This window comes from Armatimonadota bacterium (assembly GCA_037138755.1).
Taxonomy (GTDB): domain Bacteria; phylum Armatimonadota; class Fimbriimonadia; order Fimbriimonadales; family Fimbriimonadaceae; genus Fimbriimonas.
The window spans coordinates 151,564-170,873 of sequence record JBAXHT010000002.1; the positions used below are offsets into that span (position 1 = coordinate 151,564).

A 19,310-nucleotide genomic window follows, 5' to 3' on the forward strand; every position below is an offset into this window, starting at 1 on the left:
ACATACGTCTACTATATAGTGACCATGATCGCAAACGACACAACGATCGCCGAAGCGCGACTCGACCTCTTGCGGCGGGCTGCCCTTGCGGGACCTGGATACCGGGGAACTAGGAATGAAGTCAGCGAGGCCACCCGCCTTGCATTGGTGGCTGAGTTCCGAGACCAAGGACTCCAGGCTCCGGCGTACCTCACTCATCCAACCAGTTGGGTCGAGCGGCGCGCCAAGCTCTTCGAGGCCGGCGACTACCCCGATAAGGGAGTCTCCGTCTCGACCGAGAATCTGCAAGCCATTGCCACCAACTTCGACCTCCCCGTCCCGGTGCTCATCGAGCACGGCGACTCGCCTCTCCACCTCGGCTTCCTCATCGCGGTTGATGCGGATGGGGCTAACCTCACGGGCCTAATCGCCCTCACCAGCGAAGCCGATCAGCTCCTCATCCAGAGCGGTGCTCAGAGCCTTTCGGTGGGTCTCGAACGAGACCTTGAGCACATTCGCGAAGTTAGCGTCGTCCGAAACCCTCGGATAGAGAGTGCGCGACTGTTTGACACGCGCCCCCTGTTCAGCAGTGGCTTTGCGGATGTTGACTACGCAAAGCTTGCTCACCAGGCCCAAGTTGAAAGCCGGAAGCGGGAAGCAGGGAGTCGGGTTGAAGAGTTCGTCAATCGCGGCCAGCTTGCGCCCCGCCAGGCAAAGATTGCAACGCTGCTCTTTGCCTGCGATGCGGAAGTCAACGGGCAGCCGGTCGCCGATCTTGTGAACCAGCTCCTCGAGGATTTCCCAAAATCGAACATCTTCAGCCAGCAGGCTCCGGCCGCCGCCGACCACGAGTCGGCACTTAACCTACTTCTCCCCGAAGAGTCGGCGTTTTACCGCCGTCACTTCCCCGGAGTTGACCTCAGCGAAATCGCCAAACGGCGCTAACCAACCATGCCAGCACTTACCAAACCTTACGAAACATACGAAAAGCCGGGGATCGTTGTGAGCTACAACGTCGGCACGAACACCACCATCTACAAGGGTGCCCTAGTCGGCGTCAATGCATCGGGCAACATCGTTTCCATGACCCACGTAACCGCCAACCTCAAGTTCGTCGGCGTGGCCAACGAGACAGTCGTAACCACAGCGGCGACCAAGCGAATCACCATCACCAAGTCGGGAACGTTTGTCTTCCCGACTCCCTCCCCGAATACTAACAAGACCGGAGGCGATGCCTGGGCTAAGTTCGATGGCGAGGTCCAAGACGCCGCAACTGGCCTGACCAACGCATACATCGTCGGCACCATCGTCGGAGTTGAATCAACCTCCGACGGCCTCGGCGGCTACCGAGTCCGCATCGACAACCACACAAAATAACCATGGCACTTACCAAATCAGATATCCCCGATCTTCTTCTCCCTGGCCTCAGGGCCGAATTCGCGCTTGCTTATCGCAATGAGCAGCAAGCCGACGTCGTCTCGCAACTCGCGACCGTCATTCAGACAACTCAGCCGATTCAGCGGTACCCGCTTTTAGACAACGCTCCCGCTATGCGAGAGTTTGTTGATGAGCGGCGGGCGTCTGGCCTCACGGCTCAAGCGATCAGCATCGAGGACAAGGTCTTTGAATCAACCATCGCGGTCGACCGAAAGGCTCTTGAGGACGATCAGCTCGACCTGATCCGCCTGCGGATCCGCGACCTCGCAAACCGAGTTGTCCACCACCGGCACGAGTTGGTGGTTAATACCCTCACCGGCGGCACAGACATCATTGGTTACGATGGTGCGGCTCTGCTCTCGGCAAACCACCCGGAGGCGGGCGGAACGGCTTCTAACGTCAGTGCTGAGTCTCTCGGGGCCGTGGGGCTTCGGGCGGCTTGCTCGGAGATGATCTCGCGACGCGACAACGAAGGAGTTCCGCTCGGCATTAGTCCAAACGTGCTGCTCGTCGGTCCGCAGAACATGTGGACAGCAATCGAGCTGGTCGACAGCAAAGGCACTTCCCAATCATCTGGCGTTGTGAACGTGTTCAACGGACTTCTCAAGGTCGTAGTCTCGCCGTTTGTGACCGATGAGAGTTGGTATCTGCTCGATACAACTCGACCGATGCGAGGAGTTATTCTGCAGCAGCGAAGCGACGTACCGGTTGAGTTTGCCGCCTTGGAATCCGCCAAAGGGTCGGATTCGGCGTTCTTCAGCGACAGGTTCTACTACGGCGTTAGGGCTCGCTACAATGCCGGGCCGGGAATGTGGCAGACGGTGTTCGGCGGGGGCATCGAACTCTGATGGACTGGCTCCAGATCGCTTCTAGTCTGGGGCTGGGAGGAGCTGTGGGCGCCATTGTAGGCGTCCTCGCCGCCACCCAGAACGCCAAACAGAGGTTCGACGAGTTGAACGAGGCGGTCATCAAAGTCGCTCCGGAGGCTCGATCAAAGATTCAGACCCAGTTCGAGGAGTTCAAAGCGGCGTTTGATCGACTCAAGGTCGCCCTCGACCTTTTAAGGAGGGCAATGAAACGAAATACATGATGGAAACACAGAGTTTAGGCGTGATTGGCCTGTTCATCGTTGCGATGGCGGGCCTTCTTCGTTTTGGGATGATGCAACATCGGCGGCTTGCCGACCAGTTTGTCCAGTTCCTTGAGCGCTCGTTTGAGCAGCGCGAGGGGCTGACGAATCGCATGATGACGACGCTTGAGTCGCTCTCGGCGAATGTTGGTGAGAACTCAAACCTTTTGCACCGGATCATGAACCAGTTGAGGGTGGCTTAGTGCCAATCTCGCTGCCGACCGACCGCATCTTGGAACGATGCGGTTTGGCGGGAACGGGGACGGTTTACTCGTCGCGAGTGTCGAACTTGGCCGGGGAGTTTGCGGCGGCGTTTAATGCGATGCTGCTTCCTTCTGCGCTTGAAGACGAGTCGCTGACCTGGGCGGTGTCTCAGGGAGTAATCGACTTGGTCGCGGCGGACTTCGTCGAGATTCTGCGGAGAGAACCTGGCTCGACGGACGTCATTACGATTGGAGACCTTCGGATCGAACCCTCACCTTATAGCACAGCCGAGCAGATGCGTCAGCGCGGCTGGGCGCGGCTGATGCCGTTTATGAAACGCGACATGATTCCAGAGGACCCCCGCGTGCTTGGCTCGGGAGACCGAGGATGAGCTTGAGGCTGGATCGGATCGCCAGGGCAATCCAACGCTTTGGGTCGGTGGTGACGGTAGACGGGGTTAGTCTGCTAGCTGTCATGAGACCCATTGCAATCGGGCAGTTGCAGACCTACGTAAGTAGCGGGGGCTTTGCCAGTTGGGAGCGACCCGTTTACGTTGGCCTCTTCCTGCCTTCTGCGCCATTGGCCGAGGAGGATGACTTTCTGGGGCCAGACTTCGAGGGCAAGGTCAAGCAGATTACGCCGATTCGAGTTATGAGTGAGCTGGTCGCAAGACAGGCGATCATCCAAGTGATCACGCCTCCCGTGGCTCCTTAAAACAAAAACACCCCATTGCCCGTAGCAATGGGGTGTACGCGTTGACACTTCGGAGCTTAGTTGCCGCCGCTCTTCTTATCGTCTTTCTTCTCGTCCTTCTTATCGTCTTTTTTTGACTTGGTGTCCTTCTTTGACTTGCTGGACTTCTTGGTGTCGTCCTTCTTATCGTCGGTCTTCTTAACTTCGTCCTTCTTGGACTTAGTTGACTTCATAGACTTGTCGTCAGCTTTCATCTCGTCAGCCTTCTTCTCGTCCTTCTTGCCACGGGTCGACTTAGAATCCTTCTTCTCGTCAGTCTTCATGGTCTCACCCTTCTTGTCGTCTTTCTTACTTCGAGTTGATTTGGTATCCTTCTTCTCGTCTGGCTTCATCGCCTCGCCCTTCTTGTCGTCTTTCTTCAAGAACCGACCGGTCTTAGCATCGCGACCACTAGCGGTAGGCTTTGTTTCGACCTTCTTGTCATCCTTCTTAGTTGACTTAGCATCAGGCTTCTTCTCGTCCTTTTTGACGTCTTTCTTGTCATCTTTCTTTGCGGCACCCTCTGCTCGGGAGTAAGTGACCAGAACTTGAGAAGCTTTAATGGTTTTTCCGGAGAGCTTTCCGGTGACCGAAACCATGGTTCCACCCACGATTTTGGAAACTTCGAATCGGCGTCCATCGTAGCTGACCTTGGCACTGCTGCAGTCAACGGTGAACTCCCCCTTTCGCGAACCGAGGGTGAACTTGGTAGCGGAGGGGGTTCCCTTCGCGATTCCCGATACACTAAACGTTTCGTCTTGTTTGGCGTTAACTGCACCAACGGCGAGGGCAAAAACTAGAGTAGGTAAGATTTTTTTCAGCATCAATGCTATTCTCCTTGGGAGACTCTGCCTAATTGTACAACCAAACTCCGAATCGGGGTAGGTATTTCTACCGGGCGGGCTCGTACCAGATAGATTCATGGATAAAACCCTTCAACACTATCGAATCTACTGCTACTTGAACATGGCCTGGTACGCCTTTCTTTGTTTTCTGGGTTTCGCCGGCTTGTTTCTGTCTCGAACCGCTGATCCGGAAGTGCTGCCACCTGAGAATCGCGGAGTGTTCCAAATAGCGTCTTTCGCACTGGTCGTCATGGGGGTGGTGTTTGGACTTACCAATCTCTCGCTGATGCGACAGCCCAGAAGCCCGAAAGCGCACTTGGCGCATTTCGTCAACATTTGCCTGGGAATTTCGACGTGCCTTCTCGCCCCATACTGCATCTGGCTCGCCATGCGTTGGCAGCAGCCAGATTTGAAGGCTTACTTCGACCAACAAGACTTCAAGCTCTGAGCCAGGCGTTTAGGTCATCGATTTCTTCTTGGCAAATCGAATGCCCCATCTCGTAGGCGTGAAACTGGTGGCGGTCACCCATTACCGTGAGATCGGATCGAAGCTGATCTCCCTCGCGAAAGGAAACAACATCATCAAGCAACCCGTGGGCCTGGAAAGCTCGACCGGGGAAGCTCCCTGAAGCCGGGTCGACGGCGCGTCCACTCATCAATACCGCGGACGCAAAGATATCCGGATGCCTGGCCATGAGCCCGGCGGTCATCATCGAGCCTTGGCTGAATCCGCCGACGACGGTGGTCTGCGGGACCTCTTTTGTTACTAGCTCCGCGACTAGATCGACCGACGCCCAAAGTTGGTCTAAGTTTGCCTCTACACCAACCGAAGAAAAGGAAATCTCGAACCATGCAAATCCCGGCCCGTACTCCCAAGGGGCCCGAAGGCAGACTATATCGTAGCCGGGATCAAGGACCTGAGCGAGTCCGTACATATCCCGCTCGTCGCTTCCGAGACCGTGCATCAGGAAGAACTTTCCTTTGCTCGGTTGAGTTGAAGGGCGAGAAACTGAAATCAGAGACACGTCTATTAGTATAGAATCTAAGAGTGGTCGCACTGGTCGCTCTCATGGCAATGACTCCTCAAACAGGCATCCCAACGGTGATGGAAGACATCGCAGTACGCGCCCAATCAGCCTTCCCCGGTCTGAAGCCCACTGACTTTGCGATAAGCTGGCGGAACTTAGAGACTGGCGCAGAGATGAACTACAACGGTGGACTTTCGATGTACCCCGCGAGTGTTGTGAAGATGTTCTACCTAGCGTATGCGGAAGAGCTTTTGACGAGGAAAAAACTGGTCCGGAATCCCGAGTTTGATCGGGCCTTGGCGGATATGATCAAAGAATCTAACAACGACGCCACCGGGTTGATCTTGGATACGATCACGGGAACTACAGGTGGGCCTTCGCTCTCGGATGCCGAACTGAAGAAGTGGGTCGAAAAACGGCAGATGGTTAACAATTGGTTGATGACGCTGGGAATCAAAGGAATCAACGCGAGCCAGAAGACTTGGAACGAGGGTCCCTACGGACGCGAGCGCCAGGGCTATGGGCCGAACTTTGAGCACCGGAACTCACTCACTGCCGACTCGTGTGTTCAACTTATGTCGCTGATCGCTCAGAAGAAGCTGGCCGGATCTGACGAAATGCTGAGCTTGCTCAGCAGGAAGGCTGGTAGCAAGGATGGGCAAGTCGAAGGTTTCTTGGGTGAACTGCTACCCGCCGATGCGAAGCTCTGGTCCAAAGCGGGTTGGACTTCGACGACACGCCACGATGTCGCATTCGTCGAGCTAGGCGGGCAGAAAAAAGTGTACGCCGTCTTCACTCGATACCAAGTCGAGAACCCGAAGTTGCTCCAGTGGCTAGCGAACGAAATACTAAAGCTTTAGGTTCGCAAACCACGCTCCGGCCGATTCGTCGCTGGTTGGAACGTGTCCTTCGGCGATGAACCACTCCTCGGTGTGGACCGCAGTCGAGGCTCCTGCAGGGACGGACTGCAGCAACCCCAGGCTCTCGACTTCAAGCATCCCTTGTTTGGTGTAGCTCTCAAAATTGCAGCCCATGTCGATGTGGCTCGCACTCGCTGGGTGAACCGAGAAGCGCTTGACGAACGTTTCGCGCTGGTTGGAATAGGCGGCGAGTCCCTGGTCGACATAGGTTCCGAACTTCGTCGGGTTGGGATCGTCCGTCGATCTCAGGCGCGCGACTTGGGTGCCCCATGTATATCTTGAGTCATCCATTCGAGCGTAGGCCCATAGCACGACAGGTTGGACAGGAAGGAGTCCATCACTTTGGGGTCGAACCGGGTGCATCGGAACAACACACTCGCCTCCTGGAGCCATCACGGTAATGGCCCAAGGGCATAGGTCTGCGGAGTACGCTCCCTGATTCAGCAGCTGGTGTTCGATCCGGAAGCCGTTTGGAATCATCGAGACCCGGAACATTTTTTGGATATGAAACTCGTCAATGTGGGACAAGAATCGCACCGCTTCGTCTTCTTCCTGAATCTGAACAGGAAACGAATCGGAAGTGTACGTCTTGGGCCTTTGCTCTGGACCTGTCCAGAGCCGATGGCCGCCGTAGGAGCGATATTCGCCACCGACTAGCCCTCGATGTTCTTCGCGGACGAGGAGATGATTCGGGCCGTCTTCCTTGCCGAAAAACAAGATTCTTGGGCCGATCACAGTGGTGACAATCAGCTTGAGACCATCGTGCCGGAACACGGCGCAGTCAGAAAATCCGGCAAAGTCTTCGTACTCGAACAACACCGTTCAAGCTTACTTAAAGCGCCACTGATAGTTGAGTCGGCCAACCCAATCGTTTTGGTTTGCCAGACTAGCATTGGCGTTGTTGAGCCAGCCTTGGTTCGTTAGAGCCAAGCTGAACACCTGGTTCGCCGAGGCTTTTTGCTCAAAGGTGAGTCCAAACCGAACGTAGTCCTGGCGGTTACCGGCCAGATCGCTCTGTTCCATGCCATAGAAGAAACTAATTGGCGAGCCGGAGCGCTGATTCAAAGTCAGGTTAAAACCGGCGGTGCGGCGGATGCTTCTGACAGCATCGTCAATCAGCTCATCGAACTGACCACCAAGCGTGAAGTCTTTGTTCGCCGTGTAGTCCATTCGCCAGGTATTGCGGCGTTGAGCAAGCGGCTGGGTCCCGAGGACGATATTGGGATTGACAGGGCCTTCCGGATTCGTCTGAATCTGGTTTGAAAGGGTGAATCCCTTGATTCCCTTGTAATCCACCTTGTAGTCGCGAATCGCGAACTCTTGATTGGTAGGCAAAACGCGTTGCTTGTAGCTCATCGACGCGGCAAGCGGAGCTTTGCCGGTGGTGTCGGTATTCAACTTATACGTGCGGTCAATAGCCCGGCTACCGGTCTGGTCGACTTGACCCCGGTAGTTCATTCCCACACCGTACTTGCCAATTTTGGACTCGAACGACGACATGATATCCTCGCGCAACCAGCGCGAGTTGTCGGACGCCATATAGCTGTTGAGGCTAAACTTCGACTCTTTGAGGAATCCAAGCGAAAATGGCTTGGTCGTTTGAAGAGTCGCGCTACTGAAAGCTTGAGCCCGGCCGTTTTGCTCGTCCCAGGTATTCGTTCCGTTCTGGAAGCCAAGCGTGGTTCCGTTGACGTTCGCACCGCCAACCCCGCCGATCGCCTGGTTCGCCGCGATTCGATTTGCGTCCTGTCCGAAGGATAATGAGGACGATCCGAACCCAGCCGCGTCTCCGTTCAGGTGCCGGACATGGCCGTAAGAAGCTCTAACGCCCTTTCCGAAGTCGAACCAAACGCCATAGTCACGCTTGACTTCGTTTCGATCTGAAGAGCCACGGTCGATGTTTGTATCAGTCACGCTAACACCGACATTCTTGGCGATCTTGGTTGAGATGGAATTGCTGTTAACGTCCTCTTTGCCGCCATCGTTGAAGGCTGTTCGAGATTGCTCGGTGCGGAAACTGGTACTGCCGGAAAGTTTAGTTTCTACCGCGACCGTCGTTCGGTTAGAATCTGGCGCTCCATTGTTGGAACCATCGTTCTGGATCTTCTCGTTTGTGATGCTAAGGTTCTGGTTTCCGAAGCGCTTGTTCAGGCTCACACGCTCCATGTTTGCCGCAAACAGCGTGCTCGTAGATTGCTTGTTCAGCTGGCTCGCTTTGGCGTAGTCGACTTGCAAAGTCGGATCGAGAGCCATTGAGAACATAAGCGCGTCGCTCGCCCGGAGCTCTTCATTCGTGTCGCGATATGCACTGGAAGCCGAGTATTCGAACTGGATGTTCTTGAGCGCACTGAACTTGATCCGGCTGTCCTTTTGAGAGAATCCGGTGAGCGAGTTCATCAAATCTCGTTGCGAATCAACGAGGCCCATCACACTGAAACCAGTGTCAACTCGACGCTGGTTGTAGTCGACTTCGAGTCCTTGGCCCCGGTAAGCGAGGTTGGTGCGTCCGGCACCAGTGCCGTTGACATCAGCCGCCATGGACGAATACGAGAATGTCTGCCCCTTGCTCATTTGCATTGCAAGGTTCAGGTCCGTCCGGCTGATCCCGCTTATCAGGCCGATCTGCTGCTGTTCGTAAGGCATCAGCCGTGAAATCTCATTGAACGCCGTGCCGGTGTTCAGCTTTCGCATGCTGAACTGGAGATTCTTGCCGGCGATGTTCGCCGTGTGGATAGCTGCGCCACCCTTCTCTCCAGCGATTTTGACCTGATTGACGTTCAGGGTTCCGCCCTTGATGTTCGACTTAAAGTTTGCGCCATCGCGCTGGATCCCAGCGGAACCAATGAATGCCTGTCGATCCGCCGGTTGTACTGCAGCATTGGGGCCGTACATCCCCGCAACTGCGCGCATGTGGCTATCGATCTCACCAGGTTGCATTGAACCCAGTCGATTAAATCCCTTGTCTGATCCTCTCGAACCCATGTTGAGAGCCCAGGTCTTTCCTGAAATGGCGATATCACTCGCATCAAACGTCCCGACTCCGTTATCAACGGAACTCTTCGAGAACGTCAGGTTCAGCCCTTTGCCGATAACTCCCTTAGTAAGCGCCGCCGACTGTCGTTTCAGTCCGGCTTCGAGGCCAAACGCCCCGCGCTCGGCTTCAAAACGGTTGAAACCAGCATCCACGGACTGCGAACCCAGTTCAAGGGCCCAGTTCTTGGAATCCAGAATGACTTTTTGCTTTTGGATGCCTTTATCTCGTTCGAAATCTTGAACTCGAGAGCTCTCATAGCCTAACGAGAGAAACTTTGACTTGAAGCCTGCCGTCTCGGCGGTTTTGTTGATTCCCTGGGAGACTTGCAGCCTCTGCCAGTCGGCAACCCCGAGATCTTTGAACCGGTTGAAGCCGCGCTCGACGTTTTCTTTGTTTTGGGAATAAGAGAATCCGCCGGTTCCTACAGCATAGGAGCTAACGGAAATACCTTTGTCCTCATCTTTGACAAGCTTTTGACTTCCGCTAAAGTTGAGCGATCCGAACTTGAGAGCCTCGGCCCCGAAGCCAGTTCGCTTCAGACCGCGCTCCCTTGCGAAAGCGGCGACTTGTTGTTCGGAGTAACCAGAGTCCTTGACCGCATTGAATCCGGTGAAGTTCTTGCTGACATCTTGAAGGTCAGCGGTGAGGGACCCTCCGGCTAGGCTAGATCTGAACGACTGAACGAGGAACGAAGACTTGCCGGTTTCGGAAGAAAGGTTTCCGCCTTTCGCGCCGTCGAATGAGAAGCCTGCTCCAACGCCTTCCTCTGAGCGAGAACCAGCAAAGTAGGCTCCCGACAGCCCTAGACCGCCACCGGTGAAGGAATTCTTGGTTCCGTAAATGTTTGTTCGGAGTACTTTTCCGTCTGCAGTTCGCTCTAGTTGCCCAAGACCAAGCCGAAGCGGCATCGAGTTCCCAAGAAGATTGAACTTCATGGGAGCGACTCCCATTGCCGAAGAACCTGAGTCGACTTTCTTCTTGCCGTCGTAGCGATAAGAAACACTGAGAGAATCGCCCTCTCTGACCGCGCGACTGACGTAGACCACGCCAACCGAATAGTCGAACGAATAGTCCGCACCGGGCCTCAATCGAACCCCATTTAGGGTGACTACTTCGGTTCCTTTCAGAACAGACCCGAATCGGAGCGGCGCGCCTAGACCGCCGCTGTCGAGCCTAATAATATCAACCGCAGGCGTGCCGCCTATCTCGGAAGTGGAATTAGAAACGTTCGCCTTTTCGTTGAAAGTCAGAGGCGCAACGACTTGCCCTACCGTGGTAAGCGGAATCGCCATCGTGGCGAATGCAATTGTCCTCCGTGCGTTTTTCATCTGGACGTCTCCAAGATGAGTCTCCTCTGCGGCGAGTTTCCTCTCTCTAAATTATAGCGGGTTCCACCTGACTCTCTAGTCTAAACGTCCATACAATTAACAGGTTTCACCCGTTTTTGTGTGATTTTGCTGAACTTGGCACATTGTTGTGGAAAAAACTAGCCGGAGGGAGGTTTTGGGCGCAAGTCTAAACCACTGAGAGATGGCGGCAAACGGCACAGTTCAATTGGTTTTAACGCACGATGAAGCGACGGATTTGTTTTTCCGATGCCTTCGGTCGCCGGACGAAGACAATCCCTTATCCGAACTCGTTTTGAGCAAGCTGGCCAGAGCGATTGCTGAGTCGTCTGAAGACGATCTTAGGATGTCAGCCTAGAAAAGAGCTCCAGGCTCATCTTTGGCCTCAACGACCGGCAACGCAGATGGCCGGATCACGGCGTTTAAGATTTCTGGCTCATCCAACTCCTTGGTCCCTTTCGCGCCGAGCTCGCGCATCCTCCTAGCCTTGCTGAGGACATTACGCTCGACAGAGCCGACCATTTGGTTGTAACTGTTGGCCGCTTGACCAATGTTTTTGCCGACTTTTACAAAGTGCTCAGTCATGACGCCAACGGCATCGTGGAGTTCGCCACCCAGCTTCGCAATTTGGAGGGCGTTTTCGTAGGCTTTCTGCTGCTGCATACCGCTGGCTACGGTTCTTAGCAGGGCCACAAGAGTCATCGGATTAGCAAGAATCACCTTCTTATTAAAGGCCTCTTCGAGCAGGCTTGGATCTTGTTCAATCGCGCCTTGATACAGCGCTTCGCTTGGCACGAACATTACCACAAAGTCGGCTGAGTCGGCGTATATTCCTTGATACTGTTTGCTGGAGAGCTGCTGAATGTGTTTTCGCACCTGAGCGGCGTGCTCCTTGAGTTTCAACGTCTTTTCGCCGGAGTCTTCGGCATGGATTGCGGCGAGATAGGCGTCGAGCGGCACTTTTGAGTCGACGACGATTGTCTTTCCGTTTGGCAGTTTGACGACCATGTCTGGGCGTAAACGCCCATCATCGGTGTTTGATGAAACTTGCATCTCAAAGTCGTTGCCTTCCACCAGCCCTGCCGCCTCAGCCGCCCGCTTGAGGGTGAGTTCTCCCCACGAGCCTCTCACCTCTGGCCTTTTGAGCGCATTCGAAAGTTGATTGGTGGAGGACAACAGGCTCCTGACTTGCTGCGAAAGCTCTGCGTAGGAGTGGGTTCGTTTTTCTTCCAGTTCGCGGGTGTGTTCTTTGAGCTGGCCCAAGGTCTCCTTCATCGGAGAGAGTAGCTGGTCAATCTCTTTTTGGGATACTTGGCGAGCGTCCTTGAACTTGCTTTCAGCAACTTCGAGGAAGCTCTGTTGGGCTTGTGCAAGTGCTTGTTTCGACAAGGATGCAAAAGAGTCTTCGAGTTGTTTCTTATCTTCCGCAAACTGCTTTCGCTGACGTTCCAGGGCGTCTTCTCGCTCACGAATCAGCGCTTCTTGGCTCTGGCTCTTGAGCTCGAACCCCTGAATTTCCAGGCTCGCTTGCTCGTGCTCTTCTCGAAGTGCATTCAGTTCAGTTTCAAGGTTTGTGAGCGTCAACTTTAAACTCGCCAACGATTCACGCAAGGTTGAAACTTCGCCCTCCAGCGGGAGAACTTCATTCAGTTTGGCCTGGATGGAGTTTCGGTCCGCGAGTGCTCGGTCGAGGTTCGCTTTTGCATCCGCTAGACGGTCTGCGGATGACGACACGACGCCATCAAGACGTGATTTCGACACGAAATACGCTGCGGCGAACCCTACGATGGCCGCCAAAAAAGCAACCACTAACAGCATCAAAGACCCATCTTTTGGCATAGAACACGTTTACGGACGTCTAGTAATCTCCAAAAGATGCGCCTCAAGTCGATCAGTCGCCGCCGCAAGCCCCCATTGTGCGTGGATTCCTGGGATCTTTGCCAGGGCTTTCTGCTTTGCCTCCGCCGGATCAGCGAGAACCCGGCAAATCTGCTGGGCTATAGACTCCGGTGTTGGGTCCGCGAGGTATCCAATCTCGGTCATCGTCTCCCGCAGGCCACCTTCGCGTACGGTTACGACCGAGGCTCCGCATGCAGCGGCTTCCAGTGGGACATAGCCAAAGGGCTCCAAACGAGGAACATACAAGACGCAAACCGCCCGCTGCATCAGGCCTACTAGCTCCAAGTCAGAGATCAAGAATCTCCATTCCAGTTCGACTCCTTGCTCGTGAGCAAGAACATCGAGCGAGGCCTTGTAGGTTTCGTCGGTATAGTTCCCAACCCAGATGAGCTTTGGGCGTGAGGCAGGCATTGCCCCAATGGCGCGAATCGCGAGTTCAAGCCGCTTCGGTGTCGCAATCGCTCCTACCCCCAACACAAACGACTCGCGAGAATTCGGACTCGGCGTGAACTTGTCCAGGTCGATGCCAAGGTAGCAAACTTGGGAATTCAATCCGTAAACCTTTGAGACTGATTCCGCCGAGAAGTAGCTGTTCACCAGAATTCGGTCGAATGATTTCGCATTCTCCAACTCAGCCGCTGCCTGCCTCCGTAGCGCAACCATGTCAAAAACTCCTCTCAGCCGTCTTCGCCAAGATACTCCGGCTTCGGGTCCAAGCCAAGCAAGCCGAGGCAGCGCCTCATAGAGAAATCGATTGGGCTCTTGTAAGTACAACAGCTTTGGACCCTTGAAATAGCGACCGATGAACGGCGAGTGGTACTGGCAACAGGTATTGGCAAAAAGGACATCAAACCCCTCCATCTGCCCAGCGCAAATCTGGGAGTGACGTTCCATCGTTTGTATCGCCAAGGTGGGCCGGACGATGTGCTTGATGACCCTCTTTAAGTAGGAGTTCTCATCGCCGATGATGCCCGCGGGTACTTCATGCTCTTTGCACGGCATCCTCATCCAATCTGGATTTGGAACTGGTGGCCGCCAATGCTCCACCTCATGGCCTTTGCCAACCAACCCGGTCAGGTGGTCATGCAGCGCTCGCCTTGCGCCCCCCGTGGGCAAGTTTGACCACACCGCGATTTTCATTTTCTGTGCCAACATTACCTCGTGGAAACGTTCCGAGTTGGTATCGACTTTCGCGGTGCCCAGAGCGGAGGAGGAAGCGGCCAGCGGGGCATTGGCAGGTACACGACTGAGTTAGTTCTTGGACTACTCGAATACGGTCGACCGTATTTGCAACAGCAAACTGGAAAGCTGGTCGAGATCGTCCTGTTTCATGCAGAGGGAGTCCCGATTCCGGCTGAGATCAACGGGTTGGTTACAACCGCTCCGGTTAAGGCGCCAACATGGAGCGATGGCAAAAAGCCTTTGTGGCTGCGCTTACCAAAAATTCGGTCTCAAAAGCGGTTTCATGAAATGCGCTTTAACAACTCTGTGAAGAGCCAGAAACGGGAGATGGAAAGGCAGTTGGCTAAAGTCAAGCTTGACGTGCTGCACATTCCATCAGCCCTGGACGTAGGCAGCTATCCCATCTACTCGTACCCGTGCCCTGTCGTGATGACCTTCCTCGATGCCATCGTGGTCGAACTCCGTGAGGACGTCCTAGATTCCTATCCCTGGTTCCTCCAGGACTACTACTTTCTTCAAGCTAAAAACTTGGAAAGCGCAGATCGGATTGTGGCAATCTCCGAGGCTTCCAAGTCAGACGCGAGCAGAGTGTTTGGTTTGGCCGAAGACAAGATCAATGTCGTCTATCCTGCTGTCTCGAAGGTTTACGACCACCCACCCGAACCGTCCCTAAGAAGTCGGCCCTACTTCCTCTTCTGCAGTGTCCCAGACCCTCACAAGAATCCTCGACGGGTGATGGAGGCGTTTTCCAGAATGCCGGATAGCCACGACCTTGTGTTTATATCGCCTCACGATCAGCTCTACATGCCAAGCCTTATGGCCTACGCCCAAGAGCTTGGAATTCACAAGCGATTCTTCATGACAGGTTTCATCCCTGAGCGAGAGCTGATCAACCTATTCCAAAATGCCGAAGCCCTTGTCAGCCCCTCTAAGATGGAAGGCTTTGGGCTCCCGGTCGCTCAGGCACTGAGGGCAGGAATTCCCGTGATCACCAGCAACGTTTCTGCGCAAGCCGAAATTGCCGAGGGAGTCGGACTCCTCGTTGATCCATATTCCGTGGATCAAATCGCTCACGCGATGTCGAGCATCCTGAGCAACTATGATCGCGACTTGGCACGACAACTCGGGCGTCAGAGGGCATGTTGGTTTGATGCTGAAAAAGTCACTCGCGAACTTGCCGACGTATATTTATCCGTTGCTCGGAAATAGTTCGCAAACGGTCGTTTCCTTCCCGGCTTCAAGGTCGATGATCTTGCCGTCCGCCATGTTGCTTATTCTTGCCTGAACAGTCGAGAGGAACTCATTCACTCCGTTCGGCGAGAGCGCTTCCTTGATGTTCCAATTCCGCCAGCACTCTTGCGGGGTCCGCCGCTTGAGATCACCCAAGCAGTCTTTTCTGACAAAGAACGCATTCGGCCCATCCGAAGTCTCGACCAGGCAATATCCTTTGCTCTCGCCGAGTGCAACCAACGCAGAGAGCGAAGCTCCATAGCATGTGCTAGAAAAGTGGTGCTCCTTCCGCTCAAAGTCGTCTCGGTAAGGAACGACTACTTTGTGCTCCTTGCCGAACAACGGATTAAACTCAATGACAACGATTCTTGGTTGCTGAGATACGATTGCCTGCCAGAGGTAGTAGTCCATGCCGTCGACATCAATACTCAGCACGTCGACTTCGGCAAACGAAGCATTCACCATCGCGTCCGCGTTACCCTTCGTCACAAAACTCTTAATATGGGCAATGTCGTGAAAGAACTCGAGCTTGGAACTGCGCAACCATTTTGCTGCCGCATCGCCCGCGTCGACGGTTCTTCCGCTCCAGGCGAGATGCTCGAGCAGAAAGCGCGTGTTCGATTCGCGATAATCCTCAACCCCGATTTCGACAAATGTTTTGTTAGGGCATCCTACGACCCGAACGAGGTAATCAAGAATTCCATCCTCGTTGAATTGTGAAAAACCTTTGAAACCAGCCGCGTAGGGCCGATCGAATTCCTGTCCTCGGTTGATCCGAGCCAAAACCTTGGCTGATTCAAACCGGACCAGCTCCTCAACCGACTTCCACTTATGCTGCTCGCCCTGGACAGGAAACCCATGGCTTACCAGCGCGTTTTTGACTGCCGCCTCTACGATGAGTCGGAATCGCTCTTTGAATTTTTGAATTGCGGCCACAGTCGCTGAGTTTAACTCGGGGCGGTATCGAGAAACAAAAAAAAGTCTCGAATTCATACTGAATTCGAGACTTGGGTGCGGGGACAGGATTTGAACCTATGACCTCCGGGTTATGAGCCCGACGAGCTACCAGACTGCTCCACCCCGCGGTGACAGTCTATGATTATGACAGCGTTAAGGCTCAAAGTCAAGCAGGTTAGCGACCTTTGTTCAACAAAGGCTCGCGCCACTTGCCTGCTAGGCTGTACTTCGTGCGGTCATACTCGGTTTGGGCGTCTTCAGATTTGAGGAGGAGCAGACCTCGGTTGACCGAGATTGCGTGGACCAGGAACCCGTGGCGGCCATCTGCCTGGGTGAAGTTCTCTTTGGCAGTCTTCTTAAAGGCTAGCCGTGTCATCGCAATCGTCGACTCGTCCGGTGCCTCGTTGCTGTTGTTCCAGCCGATCAGGAATCCATCCTGCTTGCCGGAGAACGGTTTTGGGTTGAATGTCTCAGATGCTCCGGCGTTGGCCGTTTCCGCAACCAAAACAATATTGTCCGCGTTCTCGACTTCTTTAGTTGGACTGCTGGAGTACGCGGCGTACATGCCGTAAGTCGATGGTATTGGATCTCCGCCAGTCGGACTGGCCGAATATGCGTATTCGGAGGGATCTGCACTCGGGCAGACGAACGTGGCCCGAATGCTCATCAACGGTTGAATATCGCTGACCCAGGTGTAAGGATATCCGGCTGGACCGATTGCGGGTTCGCCGTTCTGTCCTACTTCATAAACGGGCGGGAATCGATCGTCGTGCTGATCTGCATAAAGTTGGAGGGCCTCGCCGATTTTGCTCAGATTCTTTTTACAAGTCGTCGCATAGGCCTTGTCTCGCATCGAAATGTAGACTGGAACCATGCCTAGGAGTACCCCTGCAGTTGCCAGAAGAATCCACTTGACATCCTTGCGGGTCATATACTGCGCACCGGGAGATTTTGCTCCCTCTGGCGCGTCAATGTCGTAGGCCGAATTCTCGCTCATTGGTTTGCATCCTCCTCTTTACTCACGGCTCCAGCAGGAATGAATCCATACTGCTTGAACATCTTGGTCGCCGCTGGCCGGTCAATCTCTTCGAACGTTCCCCGTCCTGGTTTGGTCGGCATCCGAAGCATCTTCACGTTCTTCTGACCAACCTTTTTCTGGAAGGTTGCCAAAGCAGCAATTTCCTTGGTTGTCAAAGCGCCGCCGAGAACTGCGACACCCTTCTCAACAATCTCGGGGAGTGCCGTGATGTGTTTCAGGACTGCACCTTGGAACGCCAGTAGCAGTTGGCGCTGACGCTCTGTGCGCACAAAATCGCCTTCGGCTTTCGGATCACCCTCTCCGCCTTTAGGATACAGCGCGCTCTTTGGGGTGGTCTTTCGGTAGCGAACGTAGCACATGGCATCGTAACCGTCTAGGAGTTTTCTGCCGGGCCTAAAATCAACGAAGAGCCCACCGGCCTTATCCACATAGTCCATTCGGTACTTGATCATTACCTCGACTCCGCCAACTGAATCGATCAGTTCTTGGAACGCGGTGTAGTCGATTTGAACCGTGCGGTCTACTTTGACGCCAGTGAGAGTTTCAACGGCTTTCTGCTGAAACTCGTTCGCCTTCTCCCGTTTGGCAAGGTTGTGATACGCGTTTACCTTGTGATCTGGACCTCCTTTAAGGCGGACCCGAGTATCGCGAGGAACAGATATGCCCGTAATCGTTTGGTTCTTGAAGTCAAGTCTCGCCAGTAGGATCATGTCGGCGCGACCGGCAGACTTTAGGACTTGTTGGCCGCCTGGAGCCAGATCTTCATCGCATCCGAGGAGGAGAAGATTTACGGCGTCTTGCCGGAACGTTTCTTTGGGGTCCGCAGTCAAGCCTTGGATACTGTCGACCATGACCTTACTTCGGCCAAGCCAGCCGGCAACTGTCCCACCGAAAAGGAAAAGTGCTATCCATAGCACCCAAAGGATGTTGCCCCAGATCGGTTTGCGCTTGCGCAAAGAAGCCCGTTGGCGCACGGGTACTCGTGCGTTGTTTGTTTCACTTGGTTCGATGATCGGTTTCAACGACTAATGCCCTTCCCTAGTTCCCTTCCGCCGCAACTGGGCAGTGAGGAAAACGAACTCTAAAGGTGCTTCCGTGCCCCGGTTCGCTTTCTATTTCTACTTTACCGTCATGGCTATTTGCTAGTTCCAAGACGATTTTGGTCCCCCAGCCACTACCGCCCGCCTTTGACCACTGGCTACGCGCATTTCCGCTCAGGATTCTTCGTGCCACTTCGGGCGGCATACCTGGACCTGAATCCACGACTTCGAACCAGTGCTCGGTCTCCTTGAACGTGTATCGAACCGTCACTGAGCCCAAAAACTCTTCTTCTTCCGCAGCCGCCAGAGTTTCCTCTTCGATCGTTTCGAAAACCGCCTTGATCGAATTCCCGACCAGGTTTTGGACGATCCGAAAAACGTAAAGGTCGTCGTATGCGGACTCGGGGGCGTTGTTCTCAATGTCGTAAATCATCTTAACATGCTTCGACCTGGCTTCGGATTCCAGGTAGGAGGCACCGTTTTCGATGGTTCGCGCCATGCTGCTGACCTGAAAGTTTGGTCGTAGCGACCGACCGGCCGACATGTCGCTGATGAGCCGAGAGTAGCCGACGATTCGATCAACGGATTGCCGAAGATCCCCGACAAGAGGATCCAGTGATTCCAAATTTTCTTGCGCCTCTTCGGGAACGCTAGCTGGTTCGAGCGTACGCTTCAGCTCGCCAATTGCCATTTCGCCAAAGCTCAGCGAAGCGTAGAGCGAAGCAGCCAGGTTTCCGATGTCATGAGACACCTTGCCCATTCCCAGCAAAGTCGATGCTCGCGTCGACTCTTCTTGAAGTCGAAAGTTGAGATACGCCATTGTTGCGACGGAAGCAATTGTATCAAGCACCGCGCCATCCGTATCGTTGAACGCCTCGTCCTGTTTGTTGAGGAGTTGAACGACTCCAATTGGTTGCTCGTCCTCCATCATGAGAGGCGTCGCGACCATGCTTCGAACGACAATTCCGGTCGCCCTCTCAAACGGATTGAGCTCGCTCTCAGGCTTCTCCGGAATCTCTTTGAGAAGCGTTTTCTGGCTCTGAAAAGCTGCCCCGGCCATGCCGAAGTCGTCGGCGATATCCTTCATCGGCAGCAGAGGCTCTACTTCGGCGGGAAGCACGTGTTGGAAAACGAGGCGGTTCGTCGCCGGATCATGGAGGTAAATCGTTCCGCCTTGTGCCCCTACCGCTTCGACGCAGATTTTCAAGACGTCCCGCAGAAGTGTATCGAACTCGCCGTGAGAGGACAGCTTATGCGTCGCCGACTGTACCGCTCGTATCAGCCGACCATTGACATCCATTCCGTCTAG

General features: G+C 54.4%; 20 protein-coding genes and 1 tRNA gene. 10 read left to right on the plus strand and 11 right to left on the minus strand.

The genetic code is table 11. The features are described 5' to 3' along the window. Window positions 1-24: 24 nt before the first annotated feature. The 7 genes from WCK51_10455 to WCK51_10485 all read left to right on the plus strand — a co-directional run bounded on the left by WCK51_10455 (window position 25) and on the right by WCK51_10485 (window position 3,463). A complete protein-coding gene (locus WCK51_10455) occupies window positions 25-924 on the plus strand; it encodes a hypothetical protein (GenBank protein MEI7577305.1) in 900 nt (299 codons plus the stop codon). Window positions 925-930: 6 nt separating this feature from the next. Then, complete coding sequence (locus WCK51_10460; protein MEI7577306.1) at window positions 931-1,356, plus strand: hypothetical protein; 426 nt, start codon at window positions 931-933, stop codon at window positions 1,354-1,356. A gap of 2 nt (window positions 1,357-1,358) precedes the next feature. After that, a complete protein-coding gene (locus WCK51_10465; GenBank protein ID MEI7577307.1) occupies window positions 1,359-2,264 on the plus strand; it encodes a Mu-like prophage major head subunit gpT family protein in 906 nt (301 codons plus the stop codon). A gap of 44 nt (window positions 2,265-2,308) precedes the next feature. Further along, window positions 2,309-2,506, plus strand: coding sequence for a hypothetical protein (locus WCK51_10470; GenBank protein MEI7577308.1), 198 nt, complete (start codon window positions 2,309-2,311; stop codon window positions 2,504-2,506). Then, window positions 2,503-2,748, plus strand: coding sequence for a hypothetical protein (locus tag WCK51_10475; protein ID MEI7577309.1), 246 nt, complete (start codon window positions 2,503-2,505; stop codon window positions 2,746-2,748). The genes WCK51_10470 and WCK51_10475 overlap by 4 nt, the downstream gene beginning before the upstream one ends. Then, window positions 2,748-3,140: a hypothetical protein gene (locus tag WCK51_10480; protein ID MEI7577310.1), complete on the plus strand. Its 393-nt coding sequence runs from the start codon at window positions 2,748-2,750 to the stop codon at window positions 3,138-3,140. The genes WCK51_10475 and WCK51_10480 overlap by 1 nt, the downstream gene beginning before the upstream one ends. Window positions 3,141-3,223: 83 nt before the next feature. After that, window positions 3,224-3,463: a hypothetical protein gene (locus WCK51_10485; GenBank protein MEI7577311.1), complete on the plus strand. Its 240-nt coding sequence runs from the start codon at window positions 3,224-3,226 to the stop codon at window positions 3,461-3,463. Between the two features lie 56 nt (window positions 3,464-3,519). Here WCK51_10485 and WCK51_10490 read toward each other — a convergent pair whose 3' ends face one another. Then, window positions 3,520-4,305 (minus strand): hypothetical protein, encoded by a 786-nt coding sequence (locus WCK51_10490; protein ID MEI7577312.1) that lies wholly within the window; start codon window positions 4,303-4,305, stop codon window positions 3,520-3,522. Window positions 4,306-4,402: 97 nt separating this feature from the next. On the opposite strand from WCK51_10490, the gene WCK51_10495 reads away from it, so the two are divergent. Beyond that, the gene (locus WCK51_10495) at window positions 4,403-4,774 is read left to right on the plus strand and encodes a hypothetical protein (protein ID MEI7577313.1); all 372 of its coding nucleotides are present in this window, start codon (window positions 4,403-4,405) and stop codon (window positions 4,772-4,774) included. On the opposite strand, the gene WCK51_10500 is transcribed toward WCK51_10495, so the two are convergent. Beyond that, entirely contained in the window at window positions 4,764-5,351 is a 588-nt protein-coding gene (locus tag WCK51_10500) for a hypothetical protein (protein MEI7577314.1), read from the minus strand. The two genes, WCK51_10495 and WCK51_10500, sit on opposite strands and share 11 nt — an antisense overlap. Before the next feature lie 23 nt (window positions 5,352-5,374). On the opposite strand from WCK51_10500, the gene WCK51_10505 reads away from it, so the two are divergent. Beyond that, window positions 5,375-6,214 (plus strand): serine hydrolase, encoded by an 840-nt coding sequence (locus tag WCK51_10505; GenBank protein MEI7577315.1) that lies wholly within the window; start codon window positions 5,375-5,377, stop codon window positions 6,212-6,214. On the opposite strand, the gene WCK51_10510 is transcribed toward WCK51_10505, so the two are convergent. The 4 genes from WCK51_10510 to WCK51_10525 form a co-directional block, all read right to left on the minus strand. Continuing rightward, window positions 6,203-7,093 (minus strand): hypothetical protein, encoded by an 891-nt coding sequence (locus WCK51_10510; protein MEI7577316.1) that lies wholly within the window; start codon window positions 7,091-7,093, stop codon window positions 6,203-6,205. The genes WCK51_10505 and WCK51_10510 overlap by 12 nt on opposite strands. Before the next feature lie 9 nt (window positions 7,094-7,102). After that, on the minus strand, window positions 7,103-10,636 hold the full coding sequence (locus WCK51_10515; protein MEI7577317.1) for a hypothetical protein: 3,534 nt from the start codon (window positions 10,634-10,636) through the stop codon (window positions 7,103-7,105). A gap of 372 nt (window positions 10,637-11,008) precedes the next feature. Continuing rightward, complete coding sequence (rmuC, locus tag WCK51_10520) at window positions 11,009-12,493, minus strand: DNA recombination protein RmuC (protein MEI7577318.1); 1,485 nt, start codon at window positions 12,491-12,493, stop codon at window positions 11,009-11,011. A 9-nt stretch (window positions 12,494-12,502) separates the two neighbouring features. After that, window positions 12,503-13,693 (minus strand): glycosyltransferase family 4 protein, encoded by a 1,191-nt coding sequence (locus WCK51_10525; protein MEI7577319.1) that lies wholly within the window; start codon window positions 13,691-13,693, stop codon window positions 12,503-12,505. Window positions 13,694-13,714: 21 nt separating this feature from the next. Here WCK51_10525 and WCK51_10530 point away from each other — a divergent pair, with 21 nt between their 5' ends. Further along, window positions 13,715-14,944, plus strand: coding sequence for a glycosyltransferase family 1 protein (locus tag WCK51_10530; protein MEI7577320.1), 1,230 nt, complete (start codon window positions 13,715-13,717; stop codon window positions 14,942-14,944). Here WCK51_10530 and WCK51_10535 read toward each other — a convergent pair. The 5 genes from WCK51_10535 to WCK51_10555 all read right to left on the minus strand — a co-directional run bounded on the left by WCK51_10535 (window position 14,924) and on the right by WCK51_10555 (window position 19,301). Next, window positions 14,924-15,901, minus strand: a complete 978-nt coding sequence (locus tag WCK51_10535) for a hypothetical protein (GenBank protein ID MEI7577321.1) — start codon at window positions 15,899-15,901, stop codon at window positions 14,924-14,926. The genes WCK51_10530 and WCK51_10535 overlap by 21 nt on opposite strands. Before the next feature lie 72 nt (window positions 15,902-15,973). Then, window positions 15,974-16,050 (minus strand) — tRNA-Met (locus WCK51_10540). A gap of 47 nt (window positions 16,051-16,097) precedes the next feature. Next, window positions 16,098-16,919 (minus strand): hypothetical protein, encoded by an 822-nt coding sequence (locus WCK51_10545; protein ID MEI7577322.1) that lies wholly within the window; start codon window positions 16,917-16,919, stop codon window positions 16,098-16,100. Next, window positions 16,916-17,878: an LCP family protein gene (locus tag WCK51_10550; GenBank protein ID MEI7577323.1), complete on the minus strand. Its 963-nt coding sequence runs from the start codon at window positions 17,876-17,878 to the stop codon at window positions 16,916-16,918. The genes WCK51_10545 and WCK51_10550 overlap by 4 nt, the downstream gene beginning before the upstream one ends. A 121-nt stretch (window positions 17,879-17,999) precedes the next feature. Further along, the gene (locus WCK51_10555; protein ID MEI7577324.1) at window positions 18,000-19,301 is read right to left on the minus strand and encodes an ATP-binding protein; all 1,302 of its coding nucleotides are present in this window, start codon (window positions 19,299-19,301) and stop codon (window positions 18,000-18,002) included. Window positions 19,302-19,310 lie beyond the last annotated feature (9 nt).